Genomic DNA, 26,955 nt, shown 5'->3' with positions numbered 1-26,955 from the left:
GCGCAGCGCAGCGGCCCCTCGACCGCCCCTCAGCCGCCGCTCAGCACCTTCACCAGCTCCTCGGCTGACCGGCAGCGGTCCAGCAGCTCCTTGACGTGGTTGCGGGTGCCGCGGAGCGGCTCCAGGGTGGGTACACGCTGGAGCGAGTCCCGCCCCGGCAGGTCGAAGATGACCGAGTCCCACGAGGCCGCCGCCACGTCGTCCGCGTACTGCTCCAGGCAGCGGCCGCGGAAGTAGGCCCGGGTGTCCTCGGGCGGCTTGGCCGCGGCACGGCGCACGTCCTCCTCGGAGAGCAGCCGCTGGATCTTGCCGCGCTCGGCGAGACGGTTGTAGAGCCCCTTGTCGGGCCGTACGTCGGCGTACTGGAGGTCCACCAGGTGCAGCCGGGGCGCGTCCCACTCGACGCTGTCCCGCTTGCGGTAGCCCTCCATGAGCTCGCGCTTGGCGATCCAGTCGAGCTCGCCCGACAGGCTCATGGGGTCGTTCTCGAGCTTGTTGAGCGTGCTCTCCCAGCGGGCGAGGACGTCCGTGGTCTGCTCGTCCGCGTCGGAGCCCCAGCGCTCCTCCACGTACTTGCGCGCCAGCTCGCAGTACTCCATCTGGAGCTGTACGGCGGTGAGCGTACGCCCGCTGCGCAGCGTGATCAGCCGCTGCAGTGAGGGGTCGTGCGAGACCTGGTGCAGGGTCCGTACGGGCTGGTCGACCGCGAGATCGACCGTGATGAAGCCGTCCTCGATCATGGAAAGCACGAGGGCCGTGGTGCCCAGCTTGAGGTAGGTCGACACCTCGGAGAGGTTGGCATCGCCGATGATCACGTGCAGCCTGCGGTACTTCTCCGCGTCCGCGTGCGGCTCGTCGCGGGTGTTGATGATGGGCCGCTTCAGGGTGGTCTCCAGGCCCACCTCGACCTCGAAGTAGTCGGCGCGCTGGCTGATCTGGAAGCCGTGCTCGCTGCCGTCCTGGCCGAGCCCGACGCGTCCGGCGCCGCAGACCACCTGGCGGGAGATGAAGAACGGCGTGAGGTGCCGCACGATGTCGGAGAACGGGGTCTCCCGCTTCATCAGGTAGTTCTCGTGGGTGCCGTAGGAGGCGCCCTTGTTGTCGGTGTTGTTCTTGTAGAGGTGGATCGGCTGGGCACCGGGGACCTCGGCCGCGCGCTCCGCGGCCTCGGCCATGATCCGCTCGCCGGCCTTGTCCCAGAGCACGGCGTCCATGGGGTTGGTGACCTCGGGGGCGCTGTACTCGGGGTGGGCGTGGTCGACGTAGAGCCGGGCGCCGTTGGTGAGGATGACGTTGGCGAGGCCGATGTCCTCGTCGGTGAGCTGGCTGGAGTCGGCTGCCTCGCGCGCCAGGTCGAAGCCGCGGGCGTCCCGCAGCGGGTTCTCCTCCTCGAAGTCCCAGCGGGCGCGCCGCGCCCGGTGCATCGCAGCCGCATAGGCGTTGACGACCTGGGACGAGGTGAGCATGGCATTGGCGTTGGGGTGACCGGGCACGGAGATGCCGTACTCGGTCTCGATGCCCATTACGCGCCGTACGGTCATGCGGCCCTCCTTGCCCGGCGACGGCCCGTCATCGGGCCCTCGCTCAAGTCCCGCTGCGCATCCGGCCCGTGTGCGGTCCCCTCTCCCGCACTGCGCTTGGCGGCGGTACGGAAGAGCCTAGAACGACCGGGCTGAAGTGGGGAGATCACCTGGCGGACTTCCTTGAGGCTGCTGGAAACAATCCGGCTGCGGACTCCCGCCCTCCCCTGCAGCGGCGGGGAGGTGCGGGACTTCCGCAGCCGGACCGTGATGCGATTACAGGTACTGACCGGTGTTGGCCACCGTGTCGATGGAGCGGCCGGTGTCCGCGCCCTGCTTGCCGGTGACGAGCGTGCGGATGTAGACGATCCGCTCGCCCTTCTTGCCGGAGATGCGGGCCCAGTCGTCCGGGTTGGTGGTGTTGGGCAGGTCCTCGTTCTCCTTGAACTCATCCACGCAGGCGGCGAGCAGGTGGGAGACGCGGAGGCCCTTCTGGTTGTGGTCGAGGAAGGCCTTGATGGCCATCTTCTTGGCCCGGCCCACGATGTTCTCGATCATGGCGCCGGAGTTGAAGTCCTTGAAGTACAGGACCTCCTTGTCACCGTTGGCGTAGGTGACCTCCAGGAAGCGGTTCTCCTCGGACTCGGCGTACATCTGCTCCACGACGGACTGGATCATCGCGTCGCACGCCGCCTCGGCGTTGCCGCCGTGCTCCGCCACGTCGTCCGCGTGCAGCGGGAGCTCGGGGGTCAGGTACTTGGAGAAGATGTCCTTGGCCGCCTCGGCGTCCGGACGCTCGATCTTGATCTTCACATCGAGCCGCCCGGGGCGGAGGATCGCCGGGTCGATCATGTCCTCGCGGTTGGAGGCGCCGACCACCACGACGTTCTCCAGGCCCTCCACGCCGTCGATCTCGGAGAGCAGCTGCGGGACGATGGTGTTCTCCACGTCCGAGCTGACGCCCGAGCCGCGGGTGCGGAAGAGCGAGTCCATCTCGTCGAAGAAGACGATGACGGGCGTGCCCTCGCTCGCCTTCTCGCGGGCCCGCTGGAAGACCAGGCGGATGTGCCGCTCGGTCTCGCCGACGTACTTGTTGAGCAGCTCGGGGCCCTTGATGTTGAGGAAGTAGCTCTTCCCCTGGGGCTTGCCCGTCACCTCGGCGACCTTCTTGGCCAGCGAGTTGGCGACGGCCTTGGCGATCAGCGTCTTGCCGCAGCCGGGCGGCCCGTAGAGCAGGACGCCCTTGGGCGGCCGGAGTTCGTGCTCCTTGAAGAGGTCGGGGTAGAGGTAGGGGAGCTCGACCGCGTCGCGGATGAGCTCGATCTGCCCGCCCAGGCCACCGATCCTTGTGTAGTCGATGTCCGGGACCTCTTCGAGGACGAGCTCCTCGACCTCGCTCTTCGGTACGACCTCGTAGACGTACCCGGAGCGGGAGTCGAGCAGGAGGGCGTCCCCGGCACGGAGCGTGATGCCCTCTTCCAGCAGCGGCTCGGCGAGCCGCACCACGCGCTCCTCGTCGGTGTGCCCCACCACCAGGGCGCGCTCGCCGTCCTCAAGGACCTCCTTGAGGGTGACGATGTCCCCGGCGCTCTCGAACTCCATGGCCTCGACCACGTTGAGCGCCTCGTTGAGCATGACTTCCTGGCCACGCCGGAGTTCTTCCAGCTCGACGTTGGGGCTGACGTTCACCCGGAGCTTGCGGCCTCCGGTGAAGATGTCGGCCGTGCCGTCCTCGTTGGCCTGCAGGAAGACGCCGAAGCCGGAGGGCGGCTGGGCGAGCCGGTCAACCTCCTCCTTGAGCGCCACGATCTGGTCGCGGGCCTCGCGAAGGGTGTTGGAGAGCCGTTCGTTCTGTGCGGAAACGCCGGCCAGGTTGGTCTGCAGCTCGACGATCCGCTCCTCGAGAATCCGAGTGTGGCGCGGAGAGTCGGCGAGCTTGCGGCGCAGGACGGCGATTTCCTGCTCTAGATAGGCAATCTGCCCGTTCGGGTCCTCGGACCCCCGACCGGGCCGGATGCCGCGGTTAGTGTCGTCGTCGTGGGCTGCCACGGTCCTCACCTCCTCCAAGGGGAGCTGGACGCTTCCAGACCCTACCTGGGCCGGTGCAGGTTGAAACCCCTAGATCACAAAGACGTAGGGGTGTGTCTGATCTTCACCCTCACGCACTCCCTCACGCCTGGGAATACCCACCCATCAACATCGGAAAAGCCGCCGGTTGTATCGTCGCTACGGTCAACACCCGTCGTGGGTGGCCTTATTTCGGGAGCTGCCCAGCGGTCTCACGGCGGTAGGGCAAGCAGTTACGGCTTTCACAAGCGCGGCCTCGCCCGGAGGTGCGGCGCGGAACGGCAGGGGCACGCGATGAGCACCGGCAGCGGCGAGAACGGGGCGCTGGAGGTCTGGATCGACCAGGACCTGTGCACCGGCGACGGGATCTGCGCGCAGTATGCGCCCGAGGTGTTCGAGCTGGACATCGACGGTCTGGCCTATGTGAAGGACTCCTCCGACGAGCTCCTCCAGGACGCGGGCGCGACCACGCCCGTGCCGCTGCCGCTGCTCGACGACGTGGTGGATTCGGCCAAGGAGTGCCCGGGCGACTGCATCCACGTACGCAGGGTCGCCGACCGTGTCGAGGTGTACGGCCCGGACGCCGGCTAGCGCCCGGGCCCCGCGTGCTCAGACCGCGGTCGCGCCGCCCGCGACGGCCGCGGGCACGAGGGTGAACTTGCCTGCCTGCCATACCCACTTGACCTTGCGCTCGCGGTCGGGGCAGCAGCGCGGCACCTGCTCGGAGGAGTAGCCGAGGAGGGTGGCCGAAACGGTGCGGCCGTGCACGGCGAAGTCCTTCACGCTCATCTGCTCGCCTGTGGGTACCAGGGTCTCGGTGATCCGGGGCGCGGCGCCGGGCTCCTTGGCGGGGGCGAGCACGAAGACGCCGCTGGGCGGTGTGCCCATGCCGGTGTCGCAGCGGACCACGGCCACGGTCTCCGTACGCCCGTCGCCGTCGAAGTCCGCCGAACCGCGGTCCGTGATCCGCACATTGACCCCGGGCCCCGAGGTGCCGGTGGACGGGCCCTTCCCACAGTCGACCGGGTAGGTGGCGCGTTCCGGATCGGGCGGCGGGCCGTCAGGCGCGGCCGCTGCGGTGGTGCGCGCCGTGGCGTCGGGGGGCTGTACGAGGGCGGCGCCGCCGACGACGGCGGCGAGGGCGACAGCGGTCGCGGCCCAGTGCACAGCGCGGGTACGGGTACGGGTCTGCGGCAGTTCCGTCACGCCGGAGGGCTCCTGTGGGACATGGGAGGCATGTGCTGGAGGGCACCGAGTGGTGCCGGAGGGGGATGCTCAGCATCGTGCCATATGTCACACCGACCGGAAACGGCCGGGGCGTTTCGGCGGCGTCAACTCCCCGCAAAAATCCGCCGCCGCCCGGTTCCGCTGTGCGGAACCGGGCGGCGGCGGTGCGGTATCGCGGGCTCGTGCCCCTACGGTGCGGCGCGTAGCCGGGGCGGCTCAACGGCCGCCGGACGCACGCGCGTTGGTGCGGCGCCGGCCGGCGGCGGGGCTGCTCAGCCCTTGGCGCGGCCGCCGGACTGGCTGCCGGGGCCGGTGTAGTCCTCGCCGTACGCGCCCTTGGCGGGACGGCGGCGGCGCAGCGGGGGCTCGACGCCGTCGGCGAGGCGGCGGGCGGTGAGCAGGAAGCCGGTGTGGCCGATCATGCGGTGGTCGGGGCGGACGGCGAGGCCCTCGACGTGCCAGTTGCGGACCATGGTCTCCCAGGCCTGCGGCTCGTTGAAGGTGCCGTGCTCGCGGATCTCCTCGACCATGCGGGCCATCTGGGTCGTGGTGGCCACGTAGCAGCAGACGATGCCGCCGGGGACGAGGGCCTTGGAGACGGCCTCCAGGCACTCCCACGGGGCGAGCATGTCGAGGATGACGCGGTCGACCTCGGTGTCGGTCAGGTTGTCCTGGAGGTCGCCGACGGTGAGCGTCCACGCGGGGTGCGGCTCGCCGAAGTAGCGCTCGACGTTCTGCCGGGCGATCTGGGCGAAGTCGTCCCGCCGCTCATAGCTGTGCAGCATCCCCTGGTCGCCGATGGCGCGCAGCAGGAAGGAGCTGAGCGATCCCGAGCCCACGCCGGCCTCGACGACCCGCGCGCCGGGGAAGATGTCGGCGTGCGCCAGGATCTGCCCCGCGTCCTTGGGGTAGACCACCGCGGCTCCGCGCGGCATGGACAGGACGTAGTCGGGGAGCAGGGGGCGCAGCGCGAGGTAGGCGACGTTTCCCGTGGTACGGACGACACTGCCCTCGGGGGCGCCGATCAGCTCGTCGTGGGGGAAGGCTCCCTTGTGGGTGTGGAAGCTCTTCCCCTCTTCGAGCGTGATCGTGTAGTGGCGACCCTTGGGGTCGGTGAGCTGGACCTGGTCCCCGACCTTGAAGAGGCCGCGGCGGCGGGCGGCACCGGTCGGTTCGGACATGCGGACAGCCTAACGGGTTACGGGGAAGGCTCTGTGCACTGGGCCGATGCGGCCGCCGGCGTACGGGGTCCGGGCGGGCCCGAGCCGGGCGGCCCGGGCCGGGGAGTCACGCCGAGGGCTTGGCCATGGCGGCGACGAAGGCGCGCTCGACGTCGCCGGTGGAGAGCACCCCGTAGATCTCACCGGTCTCCTCGACCACGAGGTACTCGGTGGCCGGGGTGGCCCGCAGGTGGTCGAGGAGCTCCTCGCCGGAGAGCTCCGCCGGCACCCGCATGCCCTCCTTGAGGTCCTGCGCCAGCGTGGAGACGGCGACCCAGGGGCGGCGGTGCTCGGGTACGCCGGCGATGGCCGCCTCGCGTACGAGGGAGAGCGGGTCGCCCTTGCCGTCGACGACGACGAGGGCGCGCGCTCCCGCCTCGTTGGCCCGGCGCAGGGCTTCGGAGAGCGGGGTGTCGGCGTTCACCGGGACCGCGCGGCGGGTCAAAGCGCGGGCGTTGAGCTGCGGCAGGCTCTCGCGGAGCCGGGCCATGCGCAGGCTGTTGCCGGCGCCGGTCCAGATGATCGCGGCCAGGATCGCGGCGAGCAGCGCGTCGGTGAGCGAGTCGACGCCGCTGATGCCGTCCTCGCTGAGGCCGCCGGCGTGGGTGGCCAGGGGCAGGCCGATCAGCACGGCGACGGCGAGCGCGCGGCCCGTCCAGGCGGCGAAGACGGTGCCGGACATGGGCCGCCCGGTGATCTTCCACACGACGGCCCGCAGCATCCGTCCGCCGTCCAGGGGCAGGCCCGGCAGCAGGTTGAAGACGGCCACGATGAGGTTGGAGATCATCAGGCCCGCGAGGAGCACGCCAGGGACCGTGCCGGGCTCGACGGCCCGCATCCCCGCGTAGAACACCGCGGCCAGCACGAGCGAGAGCAGCGGCCCGACGAAGGCGAGCACGAACTCCCTGCCGGGCGTCTCGGACTCCTTCTCGATCTCCGATACGCCGCCGAAGAACTGGAGCTGGATGCGCCGCACCGGCAGCTTGAAGCGCAGCGCGGCGACGGTGTGCGCGAGCTCGTGCACCAGCACGGAGGCGTAGAAGGCCACGGCGAAGAACAGCGCGATGAGGTAGCGGGCCATGCCCAGGTGCGGCAGCACCCGGTCGAGCTGACCGCCGAAGACCCAGGTGATCAGCGCCGCGACGAGGAACCAGCTCGGCGCCACATACACCGGTACGCCGAAGGGCCGCCCCATCAGGATGCCGCCGCCTGTGGGGCGGGTGCGGGGGCGGTCGGAGGGGGTGGAGGCGCCGGCGGGCTTCGTCCGCTGCGGATCGGGCTTCCTGAGCAGCTCGGGCGTCGGCTGCGGCTCGGGCTTCGACTCCGGGTCCGGCGTCGGGCCCGGCTCCGACTCCGGCGCCGGGTCCGACTTCGGCTCCGGAGTCGGGCCCGACTCCGCGTCCGGCTTCGGCTCGGCGTCGGCGGCGTCGTCCGTACCGGCCGCGGTGTCCGCTCCGCTCTCGGCGGGCTCGTCGCGGGGCTCCCGGTCATCCCGCGGCCCCCGCTCCGGGGTGCGCCGGACCGCGTCGGCGCGGGACCCGTCCCGGGCCCCGTCGCCGCCTGCCAGCTCGTCGCCGCCCGCTCGCGGCTCGCCGTCGTTGTCCGTGTCCGACACGGGTTCCCCTCTGCTGCATCCGTCGCACCCGCCCTGCGCGGCTCCCATGATCATGCCGTGCGCGGGGGTGTCCGTCGATGGTATGCGCCCGGTGTCAGCGGCGGGTCTTAGGGTCGTACACCATGGGAACTCCGGCCTCCTCTCCTGCCTCGTCACACGACGCCGCCTCCTCGCCGGGCGACGCCGCGCACGACACCGCTCCGCAAGGCGCCACGGCACATGACGGCGCCGCACACGACACCACCGCACACGGCGCCACCGCACATGGCACCCCCGCCCCGCACGGGGCGCGGAAGACCCCGCAGCGGGTGTCCCCGCCCAGAGCGCTCTCGCCCTCGCGGGCCGGCGACTTCATGCAGTGCCCGTTGCTGTACCGGTTCCGGGTCATCGACAAGCTGCCGGAGAAACCCTCGGCCGCCGCCACCCGCGGCACCGTCGTGCACGCCGTGCTGGAGCGGCTGTTCGACGCGCCGGCGGGGCAGCGCAGCGCGGAGCGCGCCAGGTCCCTGGTGGCGGGCGAGTGGGAGCGGCTGCTGGCCAAGCGCCCCGAGCTCGCGACCCTGTTCACCGAGGAGGGCCCGGAGGCCGAGCCCGAGGAGCACGCTGAGCCCGACCCCGCGCGGCTGGCCCAATGGCTCGCCGAGGCCGAGGAGTTGGTGCAGCGCTGGTTCACGCTGGAGGACCCGACGCGTCTGGAGCCCGCCGAGCGCGAGCTGTTCGTCGAGGCGAAGCTGGAGTCCGGGCTGCGGCTGCGCGGCATCATCGACCGGGTCGACATCGCGCCGACCGGCGAGGTGCGCATCGTGGACTACAAGACGGGCAAGGCCCCGCCCCCCGAGTACCGCGACGGGCCCCTGTTCCAGATGAAGTTCTACGCGCTGGTGCTGTGGCGGCTGCGCGGCGTGCTGCCGCGCCGCCTCCAGCTCGTGTTCCTGGGCGGCTCCGGGGAGGTGCTGACGTACGACCCGGTCGAGGCCGACCTGCGGACCGTGGAGCGGAAGCTGCTCGCGCTCTGGGAAGCGATCATGAAGGCGACCGAGAGCGGCGACTGGCGGCCCAAGCCGAGCAAGCTGTGCGGCTGGTGCGACCACCAGGCGCACTGCCCCGAGTTCGGCGGCACTCCCCCGCCGTATCCGCTCACCATCCAGCCGCGGCTGCCCGAGCCCCGCGAGGAGTCCGGCGCCGCGGCCCCCGGCGAGGGCGAGGGCGGGTCAGAGACACCGGCCACAGACGGTTAGGCAAGAATGGGGACCCGCGTCCCCGTCGCGCTCCGCGCGCACCGCGCATCCGCCGCAACAACCCGCCGCACCGCTCGCTTCCTGGAGGAGATTCCGTGGCTGTCCGTGTCCTGCTGGTCGATGACCAGCCGCTGCTGCGCACCGGATTCCGGATGATTCTGGAGGCCGAGCAGGACATCGCCGTCGTCGGCGAGGCCGGGGACGGCGTGCAGGCGCTCGACCAGGTGCGCGCGCTCCAGCCCGACGTGGTGCTGATGGACATCCGGATGCCGCGCATGGACGGCGTCGAGGCCACCCGCCGCATCACGGGCCCCGGCAAGGACGGCCCGGCGAAGGTGCTGGTGCTCACCACCTTCGACCTGGACGAATACGTGGTGGAGGCGCTGCGCGCCGGCGCCAGCGGCTTCCTGCTCAAGGACGCGCCGGCCGGCGAGCTGGTGCAGGCGATCCGGGTGGTCGCCGCCGGCGAGGCGATGCTCGCGCCCAGCATCACCCGCCGCCTGCTGGACAAGTACGCGGGCAAGCTCCCCTCCGGCGAGGAGCCGGTCCCCGACACGCTGCACCAGCTCACCGAGCGCGAGGTGGAGGTGCTGAAGCTGGTGGCGCGCGGGCTGTCCAACGCCGAGATCGCCGCGGACCTCTTCGTCAGCGAGACCACCGTGAAGACGCACGTCGGGCACGTGCTGACCAAGCTGGGCCTGCGCGACAGGGTGCAGGCCGCCGTCTATGCGTACGAGAGCGGCCTGGTCCGCCCCGGCGCCCCGTAGACGGCCCCCGCACGCCGTGGACATCAGCCGTACGTCGTACGGCACCCACGGCGGCAGACGTACGAGGGCCCGGCACACACGCGGTGTGCCGGGCCCTCGTACGTGACCTGAGGGGTCGCGGGGGTCAGCCGCCCACGCCGCGGCCCAGCTCCCAGAGCTGGAGCACGGAGTTGGAGTTGAGCGCCCACTCGACGCCCGTGATGTCGTCGCGGGCGGCGATGTACTGCTTGCCCTGCCACAGCGGCAGCACCGGCACCTCGTCGGCGACGATGTCCTGCGCGCGGCCGAAGCTGGACGCGGTGGCGGGCCTGTCGGCCTTCTGCCGCGTCTTGGGGATGAGCTGGTCGCGGATCTCGTCGTTCGCGTACGGGGTGTTCAGCACGTTGTTCTTCTCGAAGAACGGCGCGATGAAGTTGTCCGCGTCGGGGAAGTCGGGGAACCAGCCGAAGCCGTACGCCTGGTAGGCGCCCTTGCTCGCCGCCGGGCGGAACTTCTTCCACGGCACGCCCTTGGTCCGCACGTCGAAGAGCCCGGTGTCGTTGAGCTGCTTCTTGAGCTCCGCGAACTCCTTCTGCGTGGCCGCGCCGTAGTGGTCGCTGGTGTACGCGAGGGTCATCTTGACCGGGGTGTCCACGCCGGCCGAGCGCAGGATGCGGCGGGCCTTCTGGACGCTGGGCTCGCCGTACTTGTTGAAGAACGAGTTGGTGTGGCCCGGGAGTTGGCTCGGCACGATGGAGTACAGCGCCTCGGAGGTGCGCGCGTACACGTCCCGCACGAGCTGGTTGCGGTCGACGATCTGGGCCATGGCCTGGCGGACGGCCTTCTTTCCCGCGACGGAGTCGTCGGTGTCGAAGGCCAGGTAGCGGATCTCCTGCCCGGGCTGCTCGACCAGCTCGATGTGGTCGTCCTCGGGCGTCTGGAGCTTCTCCACCTGCTCCGGGGATATGGAGCGGTTCATCAGGTCGATCCTGCCGGCCTGGAGCGCCTGCTCCATGTCCTCCGAGGTCTTGTAGAACCTCAGCCGGATCTTGTCGTTCTTCACCTTCAGCCCGCCCGCGTACTGCGGATTGCGGGACAGCTCCGCCTTGTCGGCGTCCGGGTCGAACGCGTCCAGCTTGTACGGGCCCGAGCCGTGCACCTCGAAGCCGTGCACGAAGCTCTTCGCCGGGTAGCTCTGGCTGTCCACGATCGAGGCGGCCGGGGTGGCGAGCTTGTACGGGAAGGTCGCGTCGGGCCGCTTGAGGTGGAAGACGACCTCCTTGTCGCTGGTCGCCTCGACCTTGTCGACGTTGGTGAGCAGCGAGGCCGGGCCGTTGGAGAAGTTGATGCCCAGCACGCGCTTGATGGAGAACTCGACGTCCTTCGCATCCAGCTTGTGCCCGTTGGAGAAGCGCTGGCCGTCCTTCAGCGTGCAGCGGTACTGCTCGTTCTGCTGGTCGGTGAAGCCGCAGCGCTTGGCCGCGTCCATCGTCGGCTCGGTGCCGGAGCGCGGCAGCCGCAGCAGCGTCTGGAAGGTGTTGCGCATGATGTTCCACGCGCTCACGTCGTACGAGGCCGCGGGGTCGAAGGGGGCCGGATTGTCCCTGGTGACCGCGAAGTTGTCGGTCGTGCCGACGACGATGGGCTTCCCCTCTGCGCCCTCGTCCGCTCCGCTGCCGCAGGCGGTCAGCAGCGGCGCGATCAGCCCGGCGAGCGCGGGCAGCACCAGGATCTTGCGGTTCATGGTCGGCGGTCTCCCTCGTCCGGCCTGGGTCTGCTGCTTGGGTCGAAAGGCCGGAAAGCAGACGTTACTGCGTTCGAGGGGAGGAGAACGGCACGGTCCCCCGCGGTACGGGGGCACCACGGGGGACCCTACGGCGTTACGACCGGTAGCCGATCATCCAGATCCGTTATGCGAACCTGAGAACGTAAGCGACACCGGCGAATCAAAGGGGACACAACGGCGGGCGAATGTGTCGCCGCGTCACGTCATCGGCACGCAGCGGCAGTTCCCCGCGCGCGGGCGATTGTGAGCAACATCACCGGCGGTTCGGGGGTGTCGGCGCGGGTCTCTCAGCGGGCCGGCGTGCCCACAAGGGTCCGCAGGAAGCCGAGGTCCACGTCGTGCAGCGACTCCACGACGGTGCGGCCGTCGCCGGGGCCGATGGGCGCGAGGGAGGGCACGGCCACCACGCGGCACCCGGCGGCCTCGGCGGCCGCCACGCCGGTCGCGGTGTCCTCCAGCACGGCGCAGCGCGCGGGGTCGGCGCCCAGCCGCGCGGCGGCGGTCAGATACGGCTCGGGGTGCGGCTTGGTGTGCTCCACCTCGTCGCCCGCGACCGAGAACGCGAAGTGCTCGGCGCCGAGGGTCTCCAGGGTGCGGTCGACGACCGCCCTGTGCGAGGCGGACACCAGCGCGGCGGGCACCCCGTGCGCGGTCAGCTCGGTGAGCAGCCTGCGAGCCCCGGGCATCAGCCGCACGCCGGCGGCGAGGCGGTCGAGGAACGCGGCGTTGAGCAGTCCCGCCGTCTCCTCGATGGTGATGCGGGCGCCGGTGGCCTCGATGAGGAAGCCGGCGCTGCGGCTCATGGGGCCGCCGACCACGATGTGCCGCCACTCGTCCCGCAGCGTGTGGCCCAGCCCGGCGAAGACCTCCACCTCGGCGTCCCACCAGGTGTTCTCGGTGTCCACGAGGGTGCCGTCCATGTCCAGGAGCACGGCCTGGAGCCGGGAGCCCTCGGCCGTCAGTGTGCTGAGCGCTGAGACGGAGCTCGTCATCCGCGTACGCCTCCTCAGGGACGAGAAGGCCGGCCCCCCGCGATCCGAAGACCCCGGACGACCGGCCTGTACCGGACCGAACAGTGTACGTCCTCGCTCCGCGGCGGGCGCCGCGCGAAGGCTCACCACTGCGTGGCGGCTGCTCCCCGGGCCCCGGAAGATCTTTCCCGCCGCAGCGGAAAGCCGCCCAGCGAACGCCGTCGGCGGTGACAGCACGGCCTGCGCTGTCACCGCCGATACGAAACGCTCCGCTCACCCGCCGCTGCGGCGGATGAAAGATCCGACGGCGAGCCCGTCACCGGTAAGGGAAAGCTCCCCGGGCGGTACCCCGGGAGGGGGCGCCCAGCGCCCCCTCCCGCGGCGGATCAGCCGTCAGGCGTTACCGCGCATTGAAGTAGTTCGCCTCCGGGTGGTGGATGACGATGGCGTCGGTGGACTGTTCCGGGTGGAGCTGGAACTCCTCGGAGAGCTCGACGCCGATGCGCTCCGGCTGGAGGAGGTCGGCGATCTTCGCGCGGTCCTCCAGGTTCGGGCACGCGCCGTAGCCGAGCGAGAAGCGCGCGCCGCGGTACTTCACGTCGAACATGCCCTGCATGTCCAGCGGGTCGTCGTTCGCCACGTCCAGCTCGGAGCGGACCCGCGCGTGCCAGTACTCGGCCAGCGCCTCGGCGAGCTGTACGGAGACGCCGTGCAGCTCCATGTAGTCGCGGTAGTTGTTGTTCGCGAACAGCTCGGCCGCGTACTCGTCGACCTTGGAGCCGATGGTGACGACCTGGAGGCCGACCACGTCGGTCTCGCCGCTGTCCTCGGGACGGAAGTAGTCGGCGAGGCACAGCCGCCGCCCGCGGCGCTGGCGCGGGAAGGTGAAGCGGGTGCGCTCGCTGCCGTCCTCGTTGAGGATGATCAGGTCGTCGCCCTTGGAGACGCAGGGGTAGTAGCCGTAGATGACGGCCGCCTCCAGGAGGTTCTTGGCCTGGAGGTCGTCCAGCACACCGCGCAGCCGCGGCCGCCCCTCGGTCTCCACCAGCTCCTCGTACGAGGGGCCCTCGCCCTTGCGGGACTCCTTGAGGCCCCACTGGCCCTTGAACAGCGCGCCCTCGTCGATCCAGGACGAGTAGTCCTTGAGGTTCAGCCCCTTGATCACGCGGCTGCCCCAGAAGGGCGGCTCGGGGATCGGGTTGTCGACGGCGACGTCCGAGCGGATGGAGCCGTCGTTGACCTCGGCCTCGGGGATCTCGATGTCCCGCTTGGGCACCCGGCGCTGCTTCAGCGGCGGCAGCTCGGCGCCGGGGACGCCGCGCTTGATGCCCATGAGCGCGTCCATCAGGCTCAGGCCCTCGAAGGCGTCCTTGGCGTAGCGGACCTCGCCCTCGTACACCTCGTGCAGGTCCTGCTCCACGTACGCCCTGGTGAGCGCGGCTCCGCCGAGGATGACCGGGAAGTCCGAGGCCATCTTGCGGGAGTTCAGCTCCTCCAGGTTCTCCTTCATGATCACCGTGGACTTCACCAGCAGGCCCGACATCCCGATGACGTCCGCCTTGTTCTCCTCGGCGGCCTCCAGGATCGCGGAGACGGGCTGCTTGATGCCCAGGTTGACCACGTTGTAGCCGTTGTTGGAGAGGATGATGTCCACGAGGTTCTTGCCGATGTCGTGGACGTCGCCGCGGACGGTGGCGAGCACGATGGTGCCCTTGCCCTCCTCGTCCTCCTTCTTCTCCATGTGCGGCTCGAGGTAGGCGACCGCCGACTTCATGATCTCGGCGGACTGGAGCACGAACGGGAGCTGCATCTGGCCCGAGCCGAAGAGCTCACCGACGACCTTCATGCCCGCCAGCAGCGTGTCGTTGACGATGTCCAGCGCGGGGCGCTCGGCGAGCGCCGCGTCCAGGTCGTCCTCCAGGCCGTTCTTCTCGCCGTCGATGACGCGGCGCTGCAGGCGCTCGTCCAGCGGCAGCGCGGCCAGCTCCTCGGCCTTGCCGGCCTTCATCGACTTCATGTCGACGCCCTCGAAGAGGGAGAGCAGCTTCTGCAGCGGGTCGTAGCCCTCTTCGCGCCGGTCGTAGATCAGGTCGAGCGCCGTCTTGACCTGCTCCTCCTCCAGCCGCGCGATCGGCAGGATCTTGGAGGCGTGGACGATCGCCGAGTCCAGGCCCGCCTTCACGCACTCGTCCAGGAACACGGAGTTGAGCGTGACGCGCGCGGCCGGGTTGAGGCCGAAGGAGATGTTGGAGAGGCCGAGCGTGGTCTGCACGTCCGGGTGCCGCTCCTTGAGCATCCGGATGGCCTCGATGGTGTTGATCCCGTCCTTGCGGGACTCCTCCTGACCGGTGCAGATGGTGAAGGTCAGGGTGTCGATGAGGATGTCCGACTCGGCGATGCCGTAGTTCGTGGTCAGGTCCTCGATGATCCGCTCGGCGATGCGGACCTTGTCCTCGGCCGTACGCGCCTGGCCGTCCTCGTCGATGGTGAGGGCCATCAGCGCGGCGCCGTACTCGCGCGCGAGCGTGGCGACCTTGGCGAAGCGGGAGTCGGGGCCCGCGCCGTCCTCGTAGTTCACCGAGTTGATGACCGCGCGGCCGCCGAGGCACTCCAGGCCGGCCTGGATGACGTCGACCTCGGTGGAGTCCAGCACGATCGGCAGGGTGGCCGCGGTGGCGAACCGGCTGGCCAGCTCCCGCATGTCGGCGACGCCGTCGCGGCCCACGTAGTCGACGCACAGGTCGAGCATGTGCGCGCCCTCGCGGATCTGGTCGCGGGCCATCTCCACGCAGTCGTCCCAGCGGCCGTCGAGCATGGCCTCGCGGAACTTCTTGGAGCCGTTGGCGTTGGTGCGCTCACCGATCGCCATGTGCGAGTTGTCCTGGCGGAAGGGCACCGACTGGTACAGCGAGGCGGCGCTCGGCTCGTGCTGCGGGTTGCGCTGGGCGGGCGTCGCGCCGCGCACCCGCTCCACGAGCTGGCGCAGGTGCTCGGGCGTCGTGCCGCAGCAGCCGCCGACGAGGGAGAGGCCGTAGTCGCGCACGAAGGTCTCGTGCGCGTCGGCCAGCTCCTCGGGGGTGAGCGGGTAGTGCGCGCCGTCCTTGCCCAGGACCGGGAGACCGGCGTTCGGCATGCAGGAGATCGGAATCTGCGCGTGCTGCGCGAGGTAGCGCAGGTGCTCGCTCATCTCGGCGGGGCCGGTCGCGCAGTTGAGGCCGATCATGTCGATGCCCAGCGGCTCCAGCGCGGTCAGCGCCGCGCCGATCTCCGAGCCGAGCAGCATGGTGCCGGTGGTCTCCACGGTGACCGAGCAGATCAGCGGCAGGTTGGAGCCGATGGCGTCCTGCGCGCGGCGGGCGCCGATCAGGGCCGCCTTGGTCTGCAGCAGGTCCTGGGTGGTCTCCACGAGCAGCGCGTCGGCGCCGCCCGCGATCATGCCCTCGGCGTTGGTCTGGTACGCGTCACGCAGCGTGGCGTACGGGGCGTGGCCGAGGGTGGGCAGCTTGGTGCCGGGGCCCATGGAGCCCAGCACCCAGCGCTGCCGGCCGTCCTTCGCCTCGTACTCGTCCGCGACGCCGCGCGCGATGGCGACGCCCTTCTCGGAGAGCTCGAAGTTCCGGTCGGTGATGTCGTACTCCTTCAGCGCCGCGAAGTTGGCGCCGAAGGTGTTGGTCTCCACGCAGTCCACGCCGGCGTCGAAGAACTCGGCGTGGACGTTGCGGATGATGTCGGGACGGGTGACGTTGAGGATCTCGTTGCAGCCCTCGAGCTGCTGGAAGTCGTCGAGGCTCGGGTCCTGCGCCTGGATCATGGTGCCCATCGCACCGTCGGCGACGACCACCCTTTCGGCGAGTGCCGCCCTGAGGGCGTCCGCACGCGGGTACTTGGCGGAGGACGTGCTGCTCGGCGAGGCCATGAAGGTTGCTCCCTAGGAGTGCGACGACTGTCGGCTATGCGGCTCCGCCGGTCCTCTGTGGCGAAGCGCACGACGTCAGCGTATCGGTCCTGCACAAGTCCCCGAGGGGCCCGTCCGCTGGCCGGACGGCGGGATGGCCGGTTGTCGACGCTTTCGTCCGGGCTGTTCCGCACCCGGCTTCCACGCCCCGGCGTCAGGCGATAGCGTTCGGCATTGTCGAACTGTCTTCGAGGCTTCTCCGGAAGCAGGTCAGGAGGTACGCGATGGCGCGGACCATCCAGTCGCTGGAGCGTGCCGCCGCCGTGCTGCGACTGCTGGCGGGCGGCGAGCGGCGGCTCGGCCTGTCCGACATCGCGGCCGCGCTCGACCTGCCGAAGGGCACGGCGCACGGGTTGATCCGCACCCTCCAGCAGGAGGGCTTCGTGGAGCAGGAGACCGCGACCGGCAAGTACCAGCTCGGCGCCGAGCTGCTGCGCCTGGGCACCAGCTACCTGGACGTGCACGAGCTGCGCGCCCGCGCCCTGGTGTGGGCGGACGACCTGGCGCGCTCCTCCAACGAGAGCGTCTACCTGGGCGTGCTCCACCAGCAGGGCGTGCTGATCGTGCACCACGTGTTCCGCCCCGACGACAGCCGCCAGGTGCTGGAGGTGGGCGCGATGCAGCCCCTGCACAGCACCGCGCTGGGGAAGGTGCTCTGCGCCTTCGACCCGGTGGCGCACAGCCAGGTCGCCGACGCGGAGCTGGCCTCCTTCACGGAGCGCACCGTGACCGTCCCCGAGGAGCTGGAGGAGCTGGTCGAGGTGACCGCCTCGCGGGGCTGGGGCGCGGACGTGGAGGAGACCTGGGAGGGGCTGGCCTCGGTGGCGGCGCCGGTGCGGGACCGGCGGGGCATGCCGGTCGGCGCGGTCGGGGTGACCGGCGCCGTGGAGCGGGTCTGCGAGGACGGGGAGCTCAAGCCTCCGCTGGTGGCAGCGGTGCGGGACTGCGCACGCGCGGTCTCGCGCGATCTGGGGGCCAGGCGTTTCTGACAGACCACAGCACTGACAGACCACGGCCTCGTACGGGGTAGGCAGCGGCGTACTCCGCCGTGCGGAACTCACGCACCGCACGCATCATGCGACCCAGCGGAGTGCTGTGTCACATCCCCTTGACGAGTTCTGTACTCAGGAGAAAACTGCCGTTCGGCGGTCGACATTGTCGAACACCGGACGGGACCCGGTCCGCCCCACACATCTGGACAAGGACAAAGGAGTCGCGGGTGTCCAGCTCCGACATTTTCTTCGGCGAAACCATCGGGACCGCCGTCCTGGTGCTGCTCGGCGGCGGCGTCTGCGCCGCCGTCAACCTCCGCCGCTCCAAGGCGTTCCAGGCCGGCTGGGTCGCGATCGCCTTCGGCTGGGGCTTCGCGGTGCTCACCGGCGCGTACATCGCGCAGATCTCGGGCGCGCACCTGAACCCCGCGGTCACGCTGGGCCTGGCCATCAAGGGCGAGGCGCACGGCGGCATCGCGTGGGACCAGCTTCCGCTGTACTGGGCGAGCCAGCTGCTCGGCGCCATGATCGGCGCCGTTCTGGTGTGGGCCGCGTACGCGGGGCAGTTCAAGGCGCAGCTCACCGAGCCCGAGACGGCTCCGGTGCGGTACGAGAACCCGGGGCCCGTGCACGGTGTCTTCTTCACCTCCCCGGAGATCCGCAACGCGGCGCAGAACCTCGCCACCGAGACCATCGCCACCTTCGTGCTGGTGCTGGCCATCCTCACGCAGAGCAACACCAAGGGTGTCGCCATGTCCGGCATCGGGGCGCTGCTGACCGCGCTGGTCGTGGTCGGCCTCGGTCTCTCCCTCGGCGGACCGACGGGGTACGCCATCAACCCGGTGCGCGACCTCGGCCCGCGCATCGTGCACGCGCTGCTGCCGCTGCCCAACAAGGGCGGTTCCGACTGGGGTTACGCATGGATCCCGATCGTCGGTCCGCTGCTGGGCGGGGCCATCGCGGGCGGCGTCTTCCAGGTGGCGTTCGCCTGACCGGCGCAGCAGGCGCGTACCCGGGGGGCGAAGCGGAAACGGCCCCCTCACACCGAACTTCTTGGAGCAGCAACATGAGCGACACCCACTCCGGCCCCTTCATCGCGGCCATCGACCAGGGCACGACGTCCAGCCGGTGCATCGTCTTCGACAAGGACGGGCGCATCGTCTCGGTCGACCAGAAGGAGCACGAGCAGATCTTCCCCAAGCCGGGGTGGGTCGAGCACGACCCGGCCGAGATCTGGACGAACGTCCAGCAGGTGGTGGCCGGTGCCCTGGACAAGGCGGGCATCACCAAGGACGACGTGAAGGCGCTGGGCATCACCAACCAGCGCGAGACCACGATGCTGTGGGACAAGAACACCGGCGAGCCGGTCCACAACGCGATCGTGTGGCAGGACACCAGAACCGACGGGCTCTGCCGTGAGCTGGGGCGAAATGTCGGCCAGGACCGGTTCCGGCGCGAGACGGGCCTCCCCCTCGCCTCGTACTTCGCGGGCCCGAAGATCCGGTGGCTGCTGGACAACGTGGACGGGCTGCGCGAGCGCGCCGAGAACGGCGAGCTGCTGTTCGGCACCATGGACTCCTGGGTCATCTGGAACCTCACCGGCGGCGTGAACGGCGGCAGGCACGTCACCGACGTCACCAACGCCTCCCGCACGATGCTGATGAACCTCGGCACGATGCAGTGGGACGAGCGCATCTGCGCCTCCATCGGCGTGCCCACCGCCGTCCTGCCGGAGATCCGCTCCTCCGCCGAGGTCTACGGCGAGGCCGTCGGCGACCTGGCGGGCGTGCCGGTCGCCTCCGCGCTCGGCGACCAGCAGGCCGCGCTGTTCGGCCAGACCTGCTTCGACAAGGGCGAGGCCAAGTCCACGTACGGCACAGGAACCTTCCTGCTGCTGAACACCGGCGAGGAGTCGGTGAACTCCTACAACGGGCTGCTCACCACCGTCGGCTACCAGATCGGCGACAAGAAGCCGGTCTTCGCGCTCGAGGGCTCCATCGCGGTCACCGGCTCGCTCGTGCAGTGGATGCGCGACCAGATGGGCCTGATCAACTCGGCCGCCGAGATCGAGACGCTGGCCAGCTCGGTCGAGGACAACGGCGGCGCGTACTTCGTGCCCGCCTTCTCCGGTCTCTTCGCCCCGTACTGGCGCTCCGACGCGCGCGGTGTGATCGCCGGGCTGACGCGGTACGTGACCAAGGCGCACCTCGCGCGCGCCGTTCTGGAGGCGACCGCCTGGCAGACCCGGGAGATCGTCGACGCCATGCAGAAGGACTCAGGCGTCGAGCTGACCTCCCTGAAGGTCGATGGCGGCATGACCTCCAACAATCTGCTGATGCAGACCATCTCGGACTTTCTGGACGCCCCCGTCGTCCGTCCGCTGGTCGCCGAGACCACCTGCCTGGGCGCCGCGTACGCGGCCGGGCTCGCGGTCGGCTTCTGGTCGGACACCGACGAGCTCCGGAGGAACTGGAAGCGGGCGTCGGAGTGGACGCCTCGCATGGAAGCGGACGTTCGCGACCGCGAGTACAAGAGCTGGCTCAAGGCCGTACAGCGGACCATGGGCTGGATCGAAGAGGAGAACTGATACCCATGACATCCCTGCAGAGCGTCCCCACCACCCTCGGGACGCACCCGGCTGCCGGCACCACCCCCGGCCGCGCCGAGGCCAGAGAGCAGCTCGCGAACGCGACGTACGACCTGCTGGTCATCGGCGGCGGCATCCTGGGCACCTCGGTGGCCTGGCATGCGGCGCAGTCGGGGCTGCGGGTCGCGATGGTGGACGCGGGCGACTTCGCCGGCGCCACCTCCTCCGCGTCGTCCAAGCTGGTGCACGGCGGTCTGCGTTACCTCCAGACCGGTGCGGTCAAGCTGGTCGCGGAGAACCACCACGAGCGCCGGGTGCTGGCCAAGGACGTGGCCCCGCACCTGGTCAACCCGCTCACGTTCTACCTGCCCGTCTACAAGGGCGGCCCGCACGGCGCGGCCAAGCTGGGCGCCGGCGTCTTCGCCTACAGCGCGCTGTCCGCGTTCGGCGACGGCGTGGGCCGGGTCATCTCGCCGGCCAAGGCCCAGGCCGACAACCCGGCGCTGCGCACCGAGAACCTGAAGGCCGTCGCGGTCTACGGCGACCACCAGATGAACGACTCGCGGGTCGCCATCATGACGGTGCGCGCCGCGGTCGAGTCGGGCGCCACGGTGCTCAACCACGCCGAGGTGACCGGCCTGCGCTTCCACAACGGGCAGGTCTCGGGCGCCGAGCTCAAGGACCGTACGGACGGCACCGAGTTCGGCGTGAACGCGCGCGTGGTGCTGAACGCCACGGGCCCGTGGGTCGACCACCTGCGCAAGATGGAGGACTCCGGGTCCGCCCCCTCCATCCGCCTGTCCAAGGGCGCGCACCTGGTGCTCAAGCGGAAGTCGCCGTGGGGCGCCGCGATGGCCACCCCGATCGACAAGTACCGCATCACCTTCGCGCTGCCGTGGGAGGACCAGCTCCTGCTGGGCACCACGGACGAGAAGTACGAGGGCGACCCCGGCGAGGTCTCGGCGACCGAGGCCGACGTCCAGCAGATCCTGGACGAGGCGGCGTTCTCGGTGCGCGACGAGCACCTGGACCGCGACCTGATCAACTACGCGTTCGCCGGCCTGCGCGTGCTGCCGGGCGGCCCCGGCGGCGTGGAGTCGGCCAAGCGCGAGACGGTGGTCAGCGAGGGCCGCGGCGGGATGCTGTCCGTCGCGGGCGGCAAGTGGACCACGTACCGGCACATCGGCCGGACCGTGCTCGACAAGCTCGCGAAGGAGCACGGCGGGGCGCTCGCCGAGGACATGGCGCCGGTCGGCGACCTGGTCCGGCGCACCCCGCTGCCCGGCATCGCCAACCCGAACGCGGTGGCGCACCGGCTGCTGGTGGACCGCGAACCGGGCGTGCGCATGGACCCGCTGACGGCCCGTCAGCTCGCCACCCACTACGGCTCGCTCTCCTTCGACATCGCCCGCCTCGTGAACGAGGACCCGGCGCTGGGTGAGCGCATCCACCCCGATGGCCCGGAGATCTGGGCGCAGGTCGTCTACGCGCGCGACCACGAGTGGGCCGAGACCGCCGAGGACGTGCTGCGCCGCCGCACCACCCTGATGGTGCGCGGCCTGGACACCGACGAGGTCCGCGACGGCGTGGAGAAGCTCCTGTCCCAGCGCAAGAGCTGACCCCCTCCCCCGCAAAACCGAAGGGCGCGCCCCGGGACCCCCACCCCGGAGCGCGCCCTTCCTGCGTGCGCGGGCGTTCAGCCCGTCGCCAGTGCCGTCACCCCGCCCCCGTGATCCCGTACACCCGCGCCGCGTTGCCGCCGAAGACCGCGGCTCGTTCGGTGGGGGTCAGGTCGGTCGTGGTGGCTTCTGCCAGGGCGTGTACGGCGGTGTAGTCGGCGGACAGGGTGCATACCGGCCAGTCGGAGCCGTACAGGAGGCGGTCGGGGCCGAAGGTGTCCAGGGCGTGGCGGGCGTACGGGAGGACCGTTGCCGGGGTCCAGGTGTGCCATGCGGCCTCTGTGACCAGGCCCGAGAGTTTGCAGACGACGTTGGGCAGCGCCGCCAGCTCGCGTACGAGGCGTGCCCACGGCTCCCAGCCGCCCTCCGCGATCGGCGGCTTCGCGGCGTGGTCGAGCACGAAGCGGAGGCCGGGCAGCGCGCGGGCCGTGGCCACGGCCGCCGGCAACTCGCGCGGCGTGACCAGCAGTTCGTAGACCAGCCCGGCGTCGGCGAGCGCGGCGAGCCCGCGGCGTACGTCGGCGCGGCACAGCCACGCGGGGTCGGGCTCGTCCTGCACCTGGTGCCGTACGCCGGCGAGCCCGGGCGGCGGCGGGGGTTCGCCGGGGGCGCCGAGGCGAGTGAGGTCGGCCCAGCCGACGACGGCGGCCACGCGCGCCGAGTGCCGCGCGTGAGCGAGGAGTTCACGGGTCTCCTCTTCCGAAGGGGCCGCCTGCACCACGACCGTCGCGCCGATCCCGTACGCGTCCAGGTGCGGGGCGAGGTCGACCTCGGTCCACGTGCGGCGGATGGGGTCCGCCCAGGGACCGTCCATCCACGGCAGCTCGCGGCGCGAGGTGTCCCACAGATGGTGGTGGGCGTCGACGCGCGGCACGCGCTCTCCGGTCACCGGACCTCCCCGCACGACGACCCGTACGGCTCCCCGCACGACGCCCCGCGCGGCATCCCGTACGGCAGCGGCAGATCCCCGTCCAGCAGGCCCTCGGCGACCAGCTCGTGCCACAGCGCGTCCGGCACCGGGCGGCCGGACATCCTGATGTTGTCCTCCACTTCCTCCGGCGTGCCCGCTCCCACAACGGCCGAGGCCACCGCGGAGTGCCCGAAGGGAAAGCGCAGCGCGGCGGCGCGCAGCGGCACACCGTGGCGCCCGCACACGGCCGCGACGCGGCGGGCGCGCTCCAGCAGCGCGGGCGGCGCCGGGCGGTAGTCGTAGTGCGCTCCGGGCCGGGGGTCGGCGAGCAGCCCGGAGTTGTAGACACCGCCGGCCACCACCCGGGTGCCGCGGCGCGCGCACTCCGGCAGCAGGTCGTCGTACGCGGTGCGCTCCAGCAGCGTCCAGCGCCCCGCACACAGGACGACGTCGGGCGCGAACTCGGCGACCAGGCGCGCCAGTACGCCGCTGAGGTTCATGCCGAAGCCGATGTGCCGCACCATGCCCTCGTCGCGCAGCGCGGCGAGGGCCGGATAGCCGGTCTCGCGGACCTCGCGCACGTGGTTCTCCACGTCGTGCAGATACACGATGTCGGCATGGTCGGTACCGAGGCGACGCAGCGACTCCTCGAGCCCGCGCCGTACGCCGTCCCGGCTGAAGTCCCAGAAGCGGGCCCGCGCGGGGGTCCCGGCGAAGCCGCAGTCCTCGGGCGGTTCGCCGGGGGCGAGCGGCCGCAGCCTGCGTCCCGCCTTGGTGGAGAGCAGATAGCCGTCCCTGGGCACACCGGACAGCGCGCGGCCCAGCCGCTCCTCGGAGAGGCCGACGCCGTAGTGCGGCGCGGTGTCCAGCAGGCGGCAGCCGCCCTCCAGCGCGGCGTGCACGATCCGGTGCGCGCGTTCCTCGGGCATCGGCGAGCCGAGATTGCCGAGCTGCGCGCACCCGAGCCCGAGCGCGGGCAGTACCGGTCCCGCCTCCGTACACAGCGGCCCCGGCGGCCGTTCCCCGCTCATTCCGGCCGCATCCGCAGCCCGTCCATCCCGCCGTCCACCGCCAGCGAGGTGCCGGTGACCGCGGAGGAGCGCGGGCTCGCCAAGTACGCGACGGCCTCGGCGACTTCGCCGGCGGTCACCAGCCGCCCGGTCGGCTGCCGCGCCTCCAGCGCGGCGCGCTCAGCCACCGGATCGGGCGCCTGATCCAGGAGCCGCGCGACCCACGGGGTGTCGGCCGTGCCGGGGCTGACGCAGTTCACCCGCACCCCCTCGCGGAGGTGGTCGGCGGCCATCGCGCGGGTCAGCGACAGCACGGCGCCCTTGCTCGCGCTGTAGGCGGCGCGCTGCGGCAGCCCCGCGGTGGTCGCGATCGAGGAGGTGTACGTGATCGAGACGCCGCCCGGCGCCCCGGCGGCCGCGGCGCGCAGATGGGGCAGCGCCGCGCGGGCCGTGCGCACCAGGCCGAGCACGTTGACGTCGAGCAGCCGCAGCCACTCCGCGTCCCCGGTGTCCTCCACGGTGCCGACCGCGCCGATACCGGCGTTGCCCACCAGCGTGTGCAGGCCGCCCAGTTCGCGTGCCGCGCGGTCGACGGCGGAGCGCACCGCCTCGCCGTCGGCCACATCGGCCTTCAGCGGCAGGGTCCCCTCGGGCGCCCCCGAGAGGTCGCGGTCCAGCACCGCGACACGGGCACCGCGCGCGAGCAGCAGCCAGGACACCGCGGCCCCGATCCCCGACGCACCCCCGGTGACCAGAGCCGACATACCGGCGAACTCGGCCTCGTACGCAGCCGGTCGAGGCCCCACGGCGGGCTCGGAAGCGGCCCCGGAAGCGGACCCGGAGACGGGCCCTCCCCCGCTCAACGGACCGCTCCCGCACGCCGCGCGCTCCACACCGGCCCGTACGGATAGCGGTACTCGGCCAGCGTCTCGGGCCGCATCCGCGCGGAGAAGCCGGGCGCCTCCGGGGCGCGGTAGCGGCCGTTCTCCACCACGGCGGGGTCGGTGAAGTGCTCGTGCAGATGGTCCACGTACTCGATCACCCGGTTCTGCCTGCTGCCGGAGACGGCCACGAAGTCGAACATCGCCAGGTGCTGCACGAGCTCGCACAGCCCCACTCCCCCGGCGTGCGGGCACACCGGCACCCCGAATTTGGCGGCGAGCAGCAGGATCGCCAGGTTCTCGTTGACCCCGGACACCCGCGCCGCGTCGATCTGCACGTAGTCCACGGCGCCGGCCTGGAGGAGCTGCTTGAACACCACGCGGTTGGCCGCGTGTTCGCCGGTCGCCACCGGCACCGGCTGGCCCGAGCGCACCGCCGCGTGCCCCAGCACGTCGTCGGGGTGCACCGGCTCCTCGATCCAGTGCGGGTCGTACGGAGCGAGCCCGGCCATCCACCGCACCGCCTCGCCGACATCCCAGTGCTGGTTGGCGTCCACCGCGATCCGCACGCCGGGGCCGACCGCCTCGCGCGCCAGCCGCATCCGCCGCGCGTCGTCCTCCGGATCCCCGCCGACCTTCAGCTTGACCATGCCGAATCCGTCCCGTACGGCCTGTCCGGCGAGGCGCACCAGCTTCTCGTCGTCGTATCCGAGCCAGCCGGGCGAGGTGGTGTACGCGGGATAGCCCTCGGCGCGCAGCAGCTCCGCCCGCTCGGCGCGGCCCGGCTCGGCGGCGCGCAGGATCTCCAGCGCCTCGTCGGGGGTGAGCGCGTCCTGGATGTGCCGGAAGTCCACGAGGTCCACGAGCCGTTCGGGGCTCAGCGAGGCCAGGTGCTCCCACAGCGGGCGGCCCGCGCGCTTGGCTGCCAGGTCCCATGCGGCGTTCACCACGGCGCCCGCCGCCATGTGCGTGACGCCCTTCTCGGGGCCGAGCCAGCGCAGTTGCGAATCGCGGGTCAGCTCGCGGTGGAAGGCGCCCGGATCGCCGGTGACCTCCTCCAGGGTGCGGCCCTCGACGAAGGGGCGCAGCGCCTCCATGGCGGCGACGACGATCTCGTTGCCGCGCCCGATCGTGAAGCAGAAGCCGTGTCCCTCGTGGCCCCCGGGCTCGTCGGTGCGCAGCACCGCGTAGGCGGCGGAGTAGTCGGGGTCGGGGTTCATCGCGTCCGAGCCGTCGAGCTGCTCGGAGGTGGGGAAGCGGATGTCGTGCAGTTCGAAGCCGGTCACGCGGTACATCGGACCTTTCGCCACTTCTGCCATGGGGTCGATGTATAACCGCGCCGTTTCCCCGGAGTCCATAGGTGTGCACGGCCCGTACGCGGCCGAGACCGAGGTGTCCCGGGGCGCCGTACGCGCTGGTCCGCCGCCTGCGTACGGCGCTGTCCGACGCGCCGCCGGGAGGGGCGCGGGAGGTCCGCATCCGACGCGTCCGAGGGCTGCGGCGGGCACCGTGTCACGCCGTAGGCTAGGGGGCTGCACGGCGCGCCCTGAGGAGAGGGGCGCGCGAGAAGAACGGCAGCCGGTGCGGGGCGCGGCGCTCCCGCCGGCCGGAAGGAGGCGCTGGGTGATCGAGCTTGAGGGGGTTCCCGAGCTCGTGGACCCGGTCATGGTGGCCGCGTTCGAGGGGTGGAACGACGCCGGCGACGCAGCCTCCACGGCGGTCGGACACCTGGAGAAGGAGTGGAAGGGCGAGGTGTTCGCTGCGCTGGACGCCGAGGACTACTACGACTTCCAGGTCAACAGGCCGCAGGTGTGGCTGGACAACGGCGTACGCAAGGTCACATGGCCGACCACGCGCCTGGCGGTGGTCCGCGTCGACGACGCCGACGGCAAGGGGAACCCGCGCGATCTGGTGCTGGTGCGCGGGATCGAGCCGAGCATGCGGTGGCGCTCGTTCTGCAACGAAATCCTCGGCTTCGCGCACGAGTTGGGCGTCGAGATGGTGGTGGCGCTGGGCTCCCTGCTGGGCGACACCCCGCACACCCGCCCCGTCCCCGTCACGGGCGTCACCTCGGACCCGGACCTGGCCCGCACCATGAACCTGGAGGAGTCCAAGTACGAGGGCCCCACCGGCATCGTCGGCATCCTCCAGGAGGCGTGCGCGCACGCCGGGGTGCCCGCGGTGAGCCTGTGGGCCGCGGTCCCGCACTACGTGTCGCAGCCGCCCAATCCGAAGGCCACGCTCGCGCTGATCAACCGCCTGGAGGACCTGCTCGGCCTCCGGGTGCCGCAGGGCGAGCTCCCGGAGGACGCGCGCGCCTGGCAGGTGGGCGTCGACCAGCTCGCCGCCGAGGACTCCGAGGTGGCCGAGTACGTGCAGTCGCTGGAGGAGGCGCGGGACACCGCCGAGCTGCCCGAGGCGTCAGGAGAGGCGATCGCAAAGGAGTTCGAGCGCTATCTCCGCCGCCGCGACGCACCGGGCGACGCGGCGCCCCCGTACTTCCGCCCCAAGCCCCCGCCGGACCAGGACCCGGACGAGGAGTGACGGCGAC

20 protein-coding genes are annotated in these 26,955 nt (G+C 71.3%); 8 read left to right on the top strand and 12 right to left on the bottom strand.

The genetic code is table 11. The features are described from left to right. Positions 1-29: 29 nt before the first annotated feature. Both dop and arc read right to left on the bottom strand, forming a co-directional pair. On the bottom strand, positions 30-1,541 hold the full coding sequence (dop, locus tag ABEE00_RS07920) for a depupylase/deamidase Dop (RefSeq protein WP_345744573.1): 1,512 nt from the start codon (positions 1,539-1,541) through the stop codon (positions 30-32). Positions 1,542-1,796: 255 nt separating this feature from the next. Further along, on the bottom strand, positions 1,797-3,569 hold the full coding sequence (gene arc, locus ABEE00_RS07915) for a proteasome ATPase (protein WP_345744572.1): 1,773 nt from the start codon (positions 3,567-3,569) through the stop codon (positions 1,797-1,799). A 312-nt stretch (positions 3,570-3,881) separates the two neighbouring features. Between arc and ABEE00_RS07910 the strand changes: the two genes are divergently transcribed. Then, entirely contained in the window at positions 3,882-4,178 is a 297-nt protein-coding gene (locus ABEE00_RS07910; RefSeq protein ID WP_345744571.1) for a ferredoxin, read from the top strand. An 18-nt stretch (positions 4,179-4,196) separates the two neighbouring features. Here the strand turns inward: ABEE00_RS07910 and ABEE00_RS07905 are convergent, their stop codons facing one another. The 3 genes from ABEE00_RS07905 to ABEE00_RS07895 form a co-directional block, all read right to left on the bottom strand. Continuing rightward, entirely contained in the window at positions 4,197-4,793 is a 597-nt protein-coding gene (locus ABEE00_RS07905; RefSeq protein ID WP_345744570.1) for a hypothetical protein, read from the bottom strand. A gap of 293 nt (positions 4,794-5,086) precedes the next feature. Next, a complete protein-coding gene (locus ABEE00_RS07900) occupies positions 5,087-5,995 on the bottom strand; it encodes a tRNA (adenine-N1)-methyltransferase (RefSeq protein ID WP_345744569.1) in 909 nt (302 codons plus the stop codon). A gap of 106 nt (positions 5,996-6,101) precedes the next feature. Next, positions 6,102-7,649, bottom strand: a complete 1,548-nt coding sequence (locus tag ABEE00_RS07895) for a site-2 protease family protein (RefSeq protein ID WP_345744568.1) — start codon at positions 7,647-7,649, stop codon at positions 6,102-6,104. Positions 7,650-7,771: 122 nt separating this feature from the next. On the opposite strand from ABEE00_RS07895, the gene ABEE00_RS07890 reads away from it, so the two are divergent. Beyond that, entirely contained in the window at positions 7,772-8,887 is a 1,116-nt protein-coding gene (locus ABEE00_RS07890; RefSeq protein WP_345744567.1) for a RecB family exonuclease, read from the top strand. Positions 8,888-8,982: 95 nt separating this feature from the next. Further along, positions 8,983-9,654, top strand: coding sequence for a response regulator transcription factor (locus ABEE00_RS07885; protein WP_345744566.1), 672 nt, complete (start codon positions 8,983-8,985; stop codon positions 9,652-9,654). A gap of 124 nt (positions 9,655-9,778) precedes the next feature. On the opposite strand, the gene ABEE00_RS07880 is transcribed toward ABEE00_RS07885, so the two are convergent. The 3 genes from ABEE00_RS07880 to metH form a co-directional block, all read right to left on the bottom strand. Further along, positions 9,779-11,377, bottom strand: a complete 1,599-nt coding sequence (locus ABEE00_RS07880; protein WP_345744565.1) for an ABC transporter substrate-binding protein — start codon at positions 11,375-11,377, stop codon at positions 9,779-9,781. A 329-nt stretch (positions 11,378-11,706) separates the two neighbouring features. Beyond that, complete coding sequence (locus ABEE00_RS07875; RefSeq protein ID WP_345744564.1) at positions 11,707-12,411, bottom strand: HAD family hydrolase; 705 nt, start codon at positions 12,409-12,411, stop codon at positions 11,707-11,709. 379 nt (positions 12,412-12,790) lie between these two features. After that, a complete protein-coding gene (gene metH, locus ABEE00_RS07870; protein WP_345744563.1) occupies positions 12,791-16,306 on the bottom strand; it encodes a methionine synthase in 3,516 nt (1,171 codons plus the stop codon). Positions 16,307-16,569: 263 nt separating this feature from the next. Between metH and ABEE00_RS07865 the strand changes: the two genes are divergently transcribed. The 4 genes from ABEE00_RS07865 (at position 16,570) to ABEE00_RS07850 (ending at position 21,543) form a co-directional block, all read left to right on the top strand. Next, the gene (locus tag ABEE00_RS07865) at positions 16,570-17,334 is read left to right on the top strand and encodes an IclR family transcriptional regulator (RefSeq protein ID WP_345744562.1); all 765 of its coding nucleotides are present in this window, start codon (positions 16,570-16,572) and stop codon (positions 17,332-17,334) included. A 230-nt stretch (positions 17,335-17,564) separates the two neighbouring features. After that, positions 17,565-18,329 (top strand): MIP/aquaporin family protein, encoded by a 765-nt coding sequence (locus tag ABEE00_RS07860; RefSeq protein WP_345744561.1) that lies wholly within the window; start codon positions 17,565-17,567, stop codon positions 18,327-18,329. Between the two features lie 74 nt (positions 18,330-18,403). After that, on the top strand, positions 18,404-19,924 hold the full coding sequence (gene glpK, locus ABEE00_RS07855) for a glycerol kinase GlpK (RefSeq protein WP_345744560.1): 1,521 nt from the start codon (positions 18,404-18,406) through the stop codon (positions 19,922-19,924). A gap of 5 nt (positions 19,925-19,929) precedes the next feature. After that, a complete protein-coding gene (locus ABEE00_RS07850; RefSeq protein ID WP_345744559.1) occupies positions 19,930-21,543 on the top strand; it encodes a glycerol-3-phosphate dehydrogenase/oxidase in 1,614 nt (537 codons plus the stop codon). A gap of 97 nt (positions 21,544-21,640) precedes the next feature. Here the strand turns inward: ABEE00_RS07850 and ABEE00_RS07845 are convergent, their stop codons facing one another. The 4 genes from ABEE00_RS07845 to ABEE00_RS07830 form a co-directional block, all read right to left on the bottom strand. Beyond that, complete coding sequence (locus tag ABEE00_RS07845; RefSeq protein WP_345744967.1) at positions 21,641-22,477, bottom strand: amidohydrolase family protein; 837 nt, start codon at positions 22,475-22,477, stop codon at positions 21,641-21,643. 11 nt (positions 22,478-22,488) lie between these two features. Then, on the bottom strand, positions 22,489-23,544 hold the full coding sequence (locus ABEE00_RS07840; RefSeq protein ID WP_345744558.1) for an aldo/keto reductase: 1,056 nt from the start codon (positions 23,542-23,544) through the stop codon (positions 22,489-22,491). Beyond that, positions 23,541-24,287, bottom strand: coding sequence for an SDR family NAD(P)-dependent oxidoreductase (locus ABEE00_RS07835; RefSeq protein ID WP_345744966.1), 747 nt, complete (start codon positions 24,285-24,287; stop codon positions 23,541-23,543). The genes ABEE00_RS07840 and ABEE00_RS07835 overlap by 4 nt, the downstream gene beginning before the upstream one ends. A 95-nt stretch (positions 24,288-24,382) precedes the next feature. Further along, positions 24,383-25,699: an enolase C-terminal domain-like protein gene (locus ABEE00_RS07830; RefSeq protein ID WP_345744965.1), complete on the bottom strand. Its 1,317-nt coding sequence runs from the start codon at positions 25,697-25,699 to the stop codon at positions 24,383-24,385. 328 nt (positions 25,700-26,027) lie between these two features. Between ABEE00_RS07830 and ABEE00_RS07825 the strand changes: the two genes are divergently transcribed. Further along, positions 26,028-26,948, top strand: a complete 921-nt coding sequence (locus ABEE00_RS07825) for a PAC2 family protein (protein ID WP_345744557.1) — start codon at positions 26,028-26,030, stop codon at positions 26,946-26,948. Positions 26,949-26,955: the final 7 nt, after the last annotated feature.

This window comes from Streptomyces odontomachicola, from assembly GCF_039605595.1.
Lineage (GTDB): Bacteria > Actinomycetota > Actinomycetes > Streptomycetales > Streptomycetaceae > Streptomyces.
The sequence above is the reverse complement of the archived record's forward strand: the minus strand, read 5'-3'. Positions and strand labels throughout refer to the sequence as shown.

Excerpts from the sequence above, each read along its gene's own strand:
- ABEE00_RS07900 (WP_345744569.1), bottom strand. The coding sequence starts at position 5,995 with ATGTCCGAACCGACCGGTGCCGCCCGCCGCCGCGGCCTCTTCAAGGTC.
- ABEE00_RS07910 (WP_345744571.1), top strand. The coding sequence starts at position 3,882 with ATGAGCACCGGCAGCGGCGAGAACGGGGCGCTGGAGGTCTGGATCGAC.
- ABEE00_RS07840 (WP_345744558.1), bottom strand. The coding sequence starts at position 23,544 with ATGAGCGGGGAACGGCCGCCGGGGCCGCTGTGTACGGAGGCGGGACCG.
- ABEE00_RS07880 (WP_345744565.1), bottom strand. The coding sequence starts at position 11,377 with ATGAACCGCAAGATCCTGGTGCTGCCCGCGCTCGCCGGGCTGATCGCG.
- ABEE00_RS07835 (WP_345744966.1), bottom strand. The coding sequence starts at position 24,287 with ATGTCGGCTCTGGTCACCGGGGGTGCGTCGGGGATCGGGGCCGCGGTG.
- ABEE00_RS07850 (WP_345744559.1), top strand. The coding sequence starts at position 19,930 with ATGACATCCCTGCAGAGCGTCCCCACCACCCTCGGGACGCACCCGGCT.
- ABEE00_RS07890 (WP_345744567.1), top strand. The coding sequence starts at position 7,772 with ATGGGAACTCCGGCCTCCTCTCCTGCCTCGTCACACGACGCCGCCTCC.
- metH (WP_345744563.1), bottom strand. The coding sequence starts at position 16,306 with ATGGCCTCGCCGAGCAGCACGTCCTCCGCCAAGTACCCGCGTGCGGAC.
- glpK (WP_345744560.1), top strand. The coding sequence starts at position 18,404 with ATGAGCGACACCCACTCCGGCCCCTTCATCGCGGCCATCGACCAGGGC.
- ABEE00_RS07865 (WP_345744562.1), top strand. The coding sequence starts at position 16,570 with ATGGCGCGGACCATCCAGTCGCTGGAGCGTGCCGCCGCCGTGCTGCGA.
- dop (WP_345744573.1), bottom strand. The coding sequence starts at position 1,541 with ATGACCGTACGGCGCGTAATGGGCATCGAGACCGAGTACGGCATCTCC.
- ABEE00_RS07875 (WP_345744564.1), bottom strand. The coding sequence starts at position 12,411 with ATGACGAGCTCCGTCTCAGCGCTCAGCACACTGACGGCCGAGGGCTCC.
- ABEE00_RS07830 (WP_345744965.1), bottom strand. The coding sequence starts at position 25,699 with ATGTACCGCGTGACCGGCTTCGAACTGCACGACATCCGCTTCCCCACC.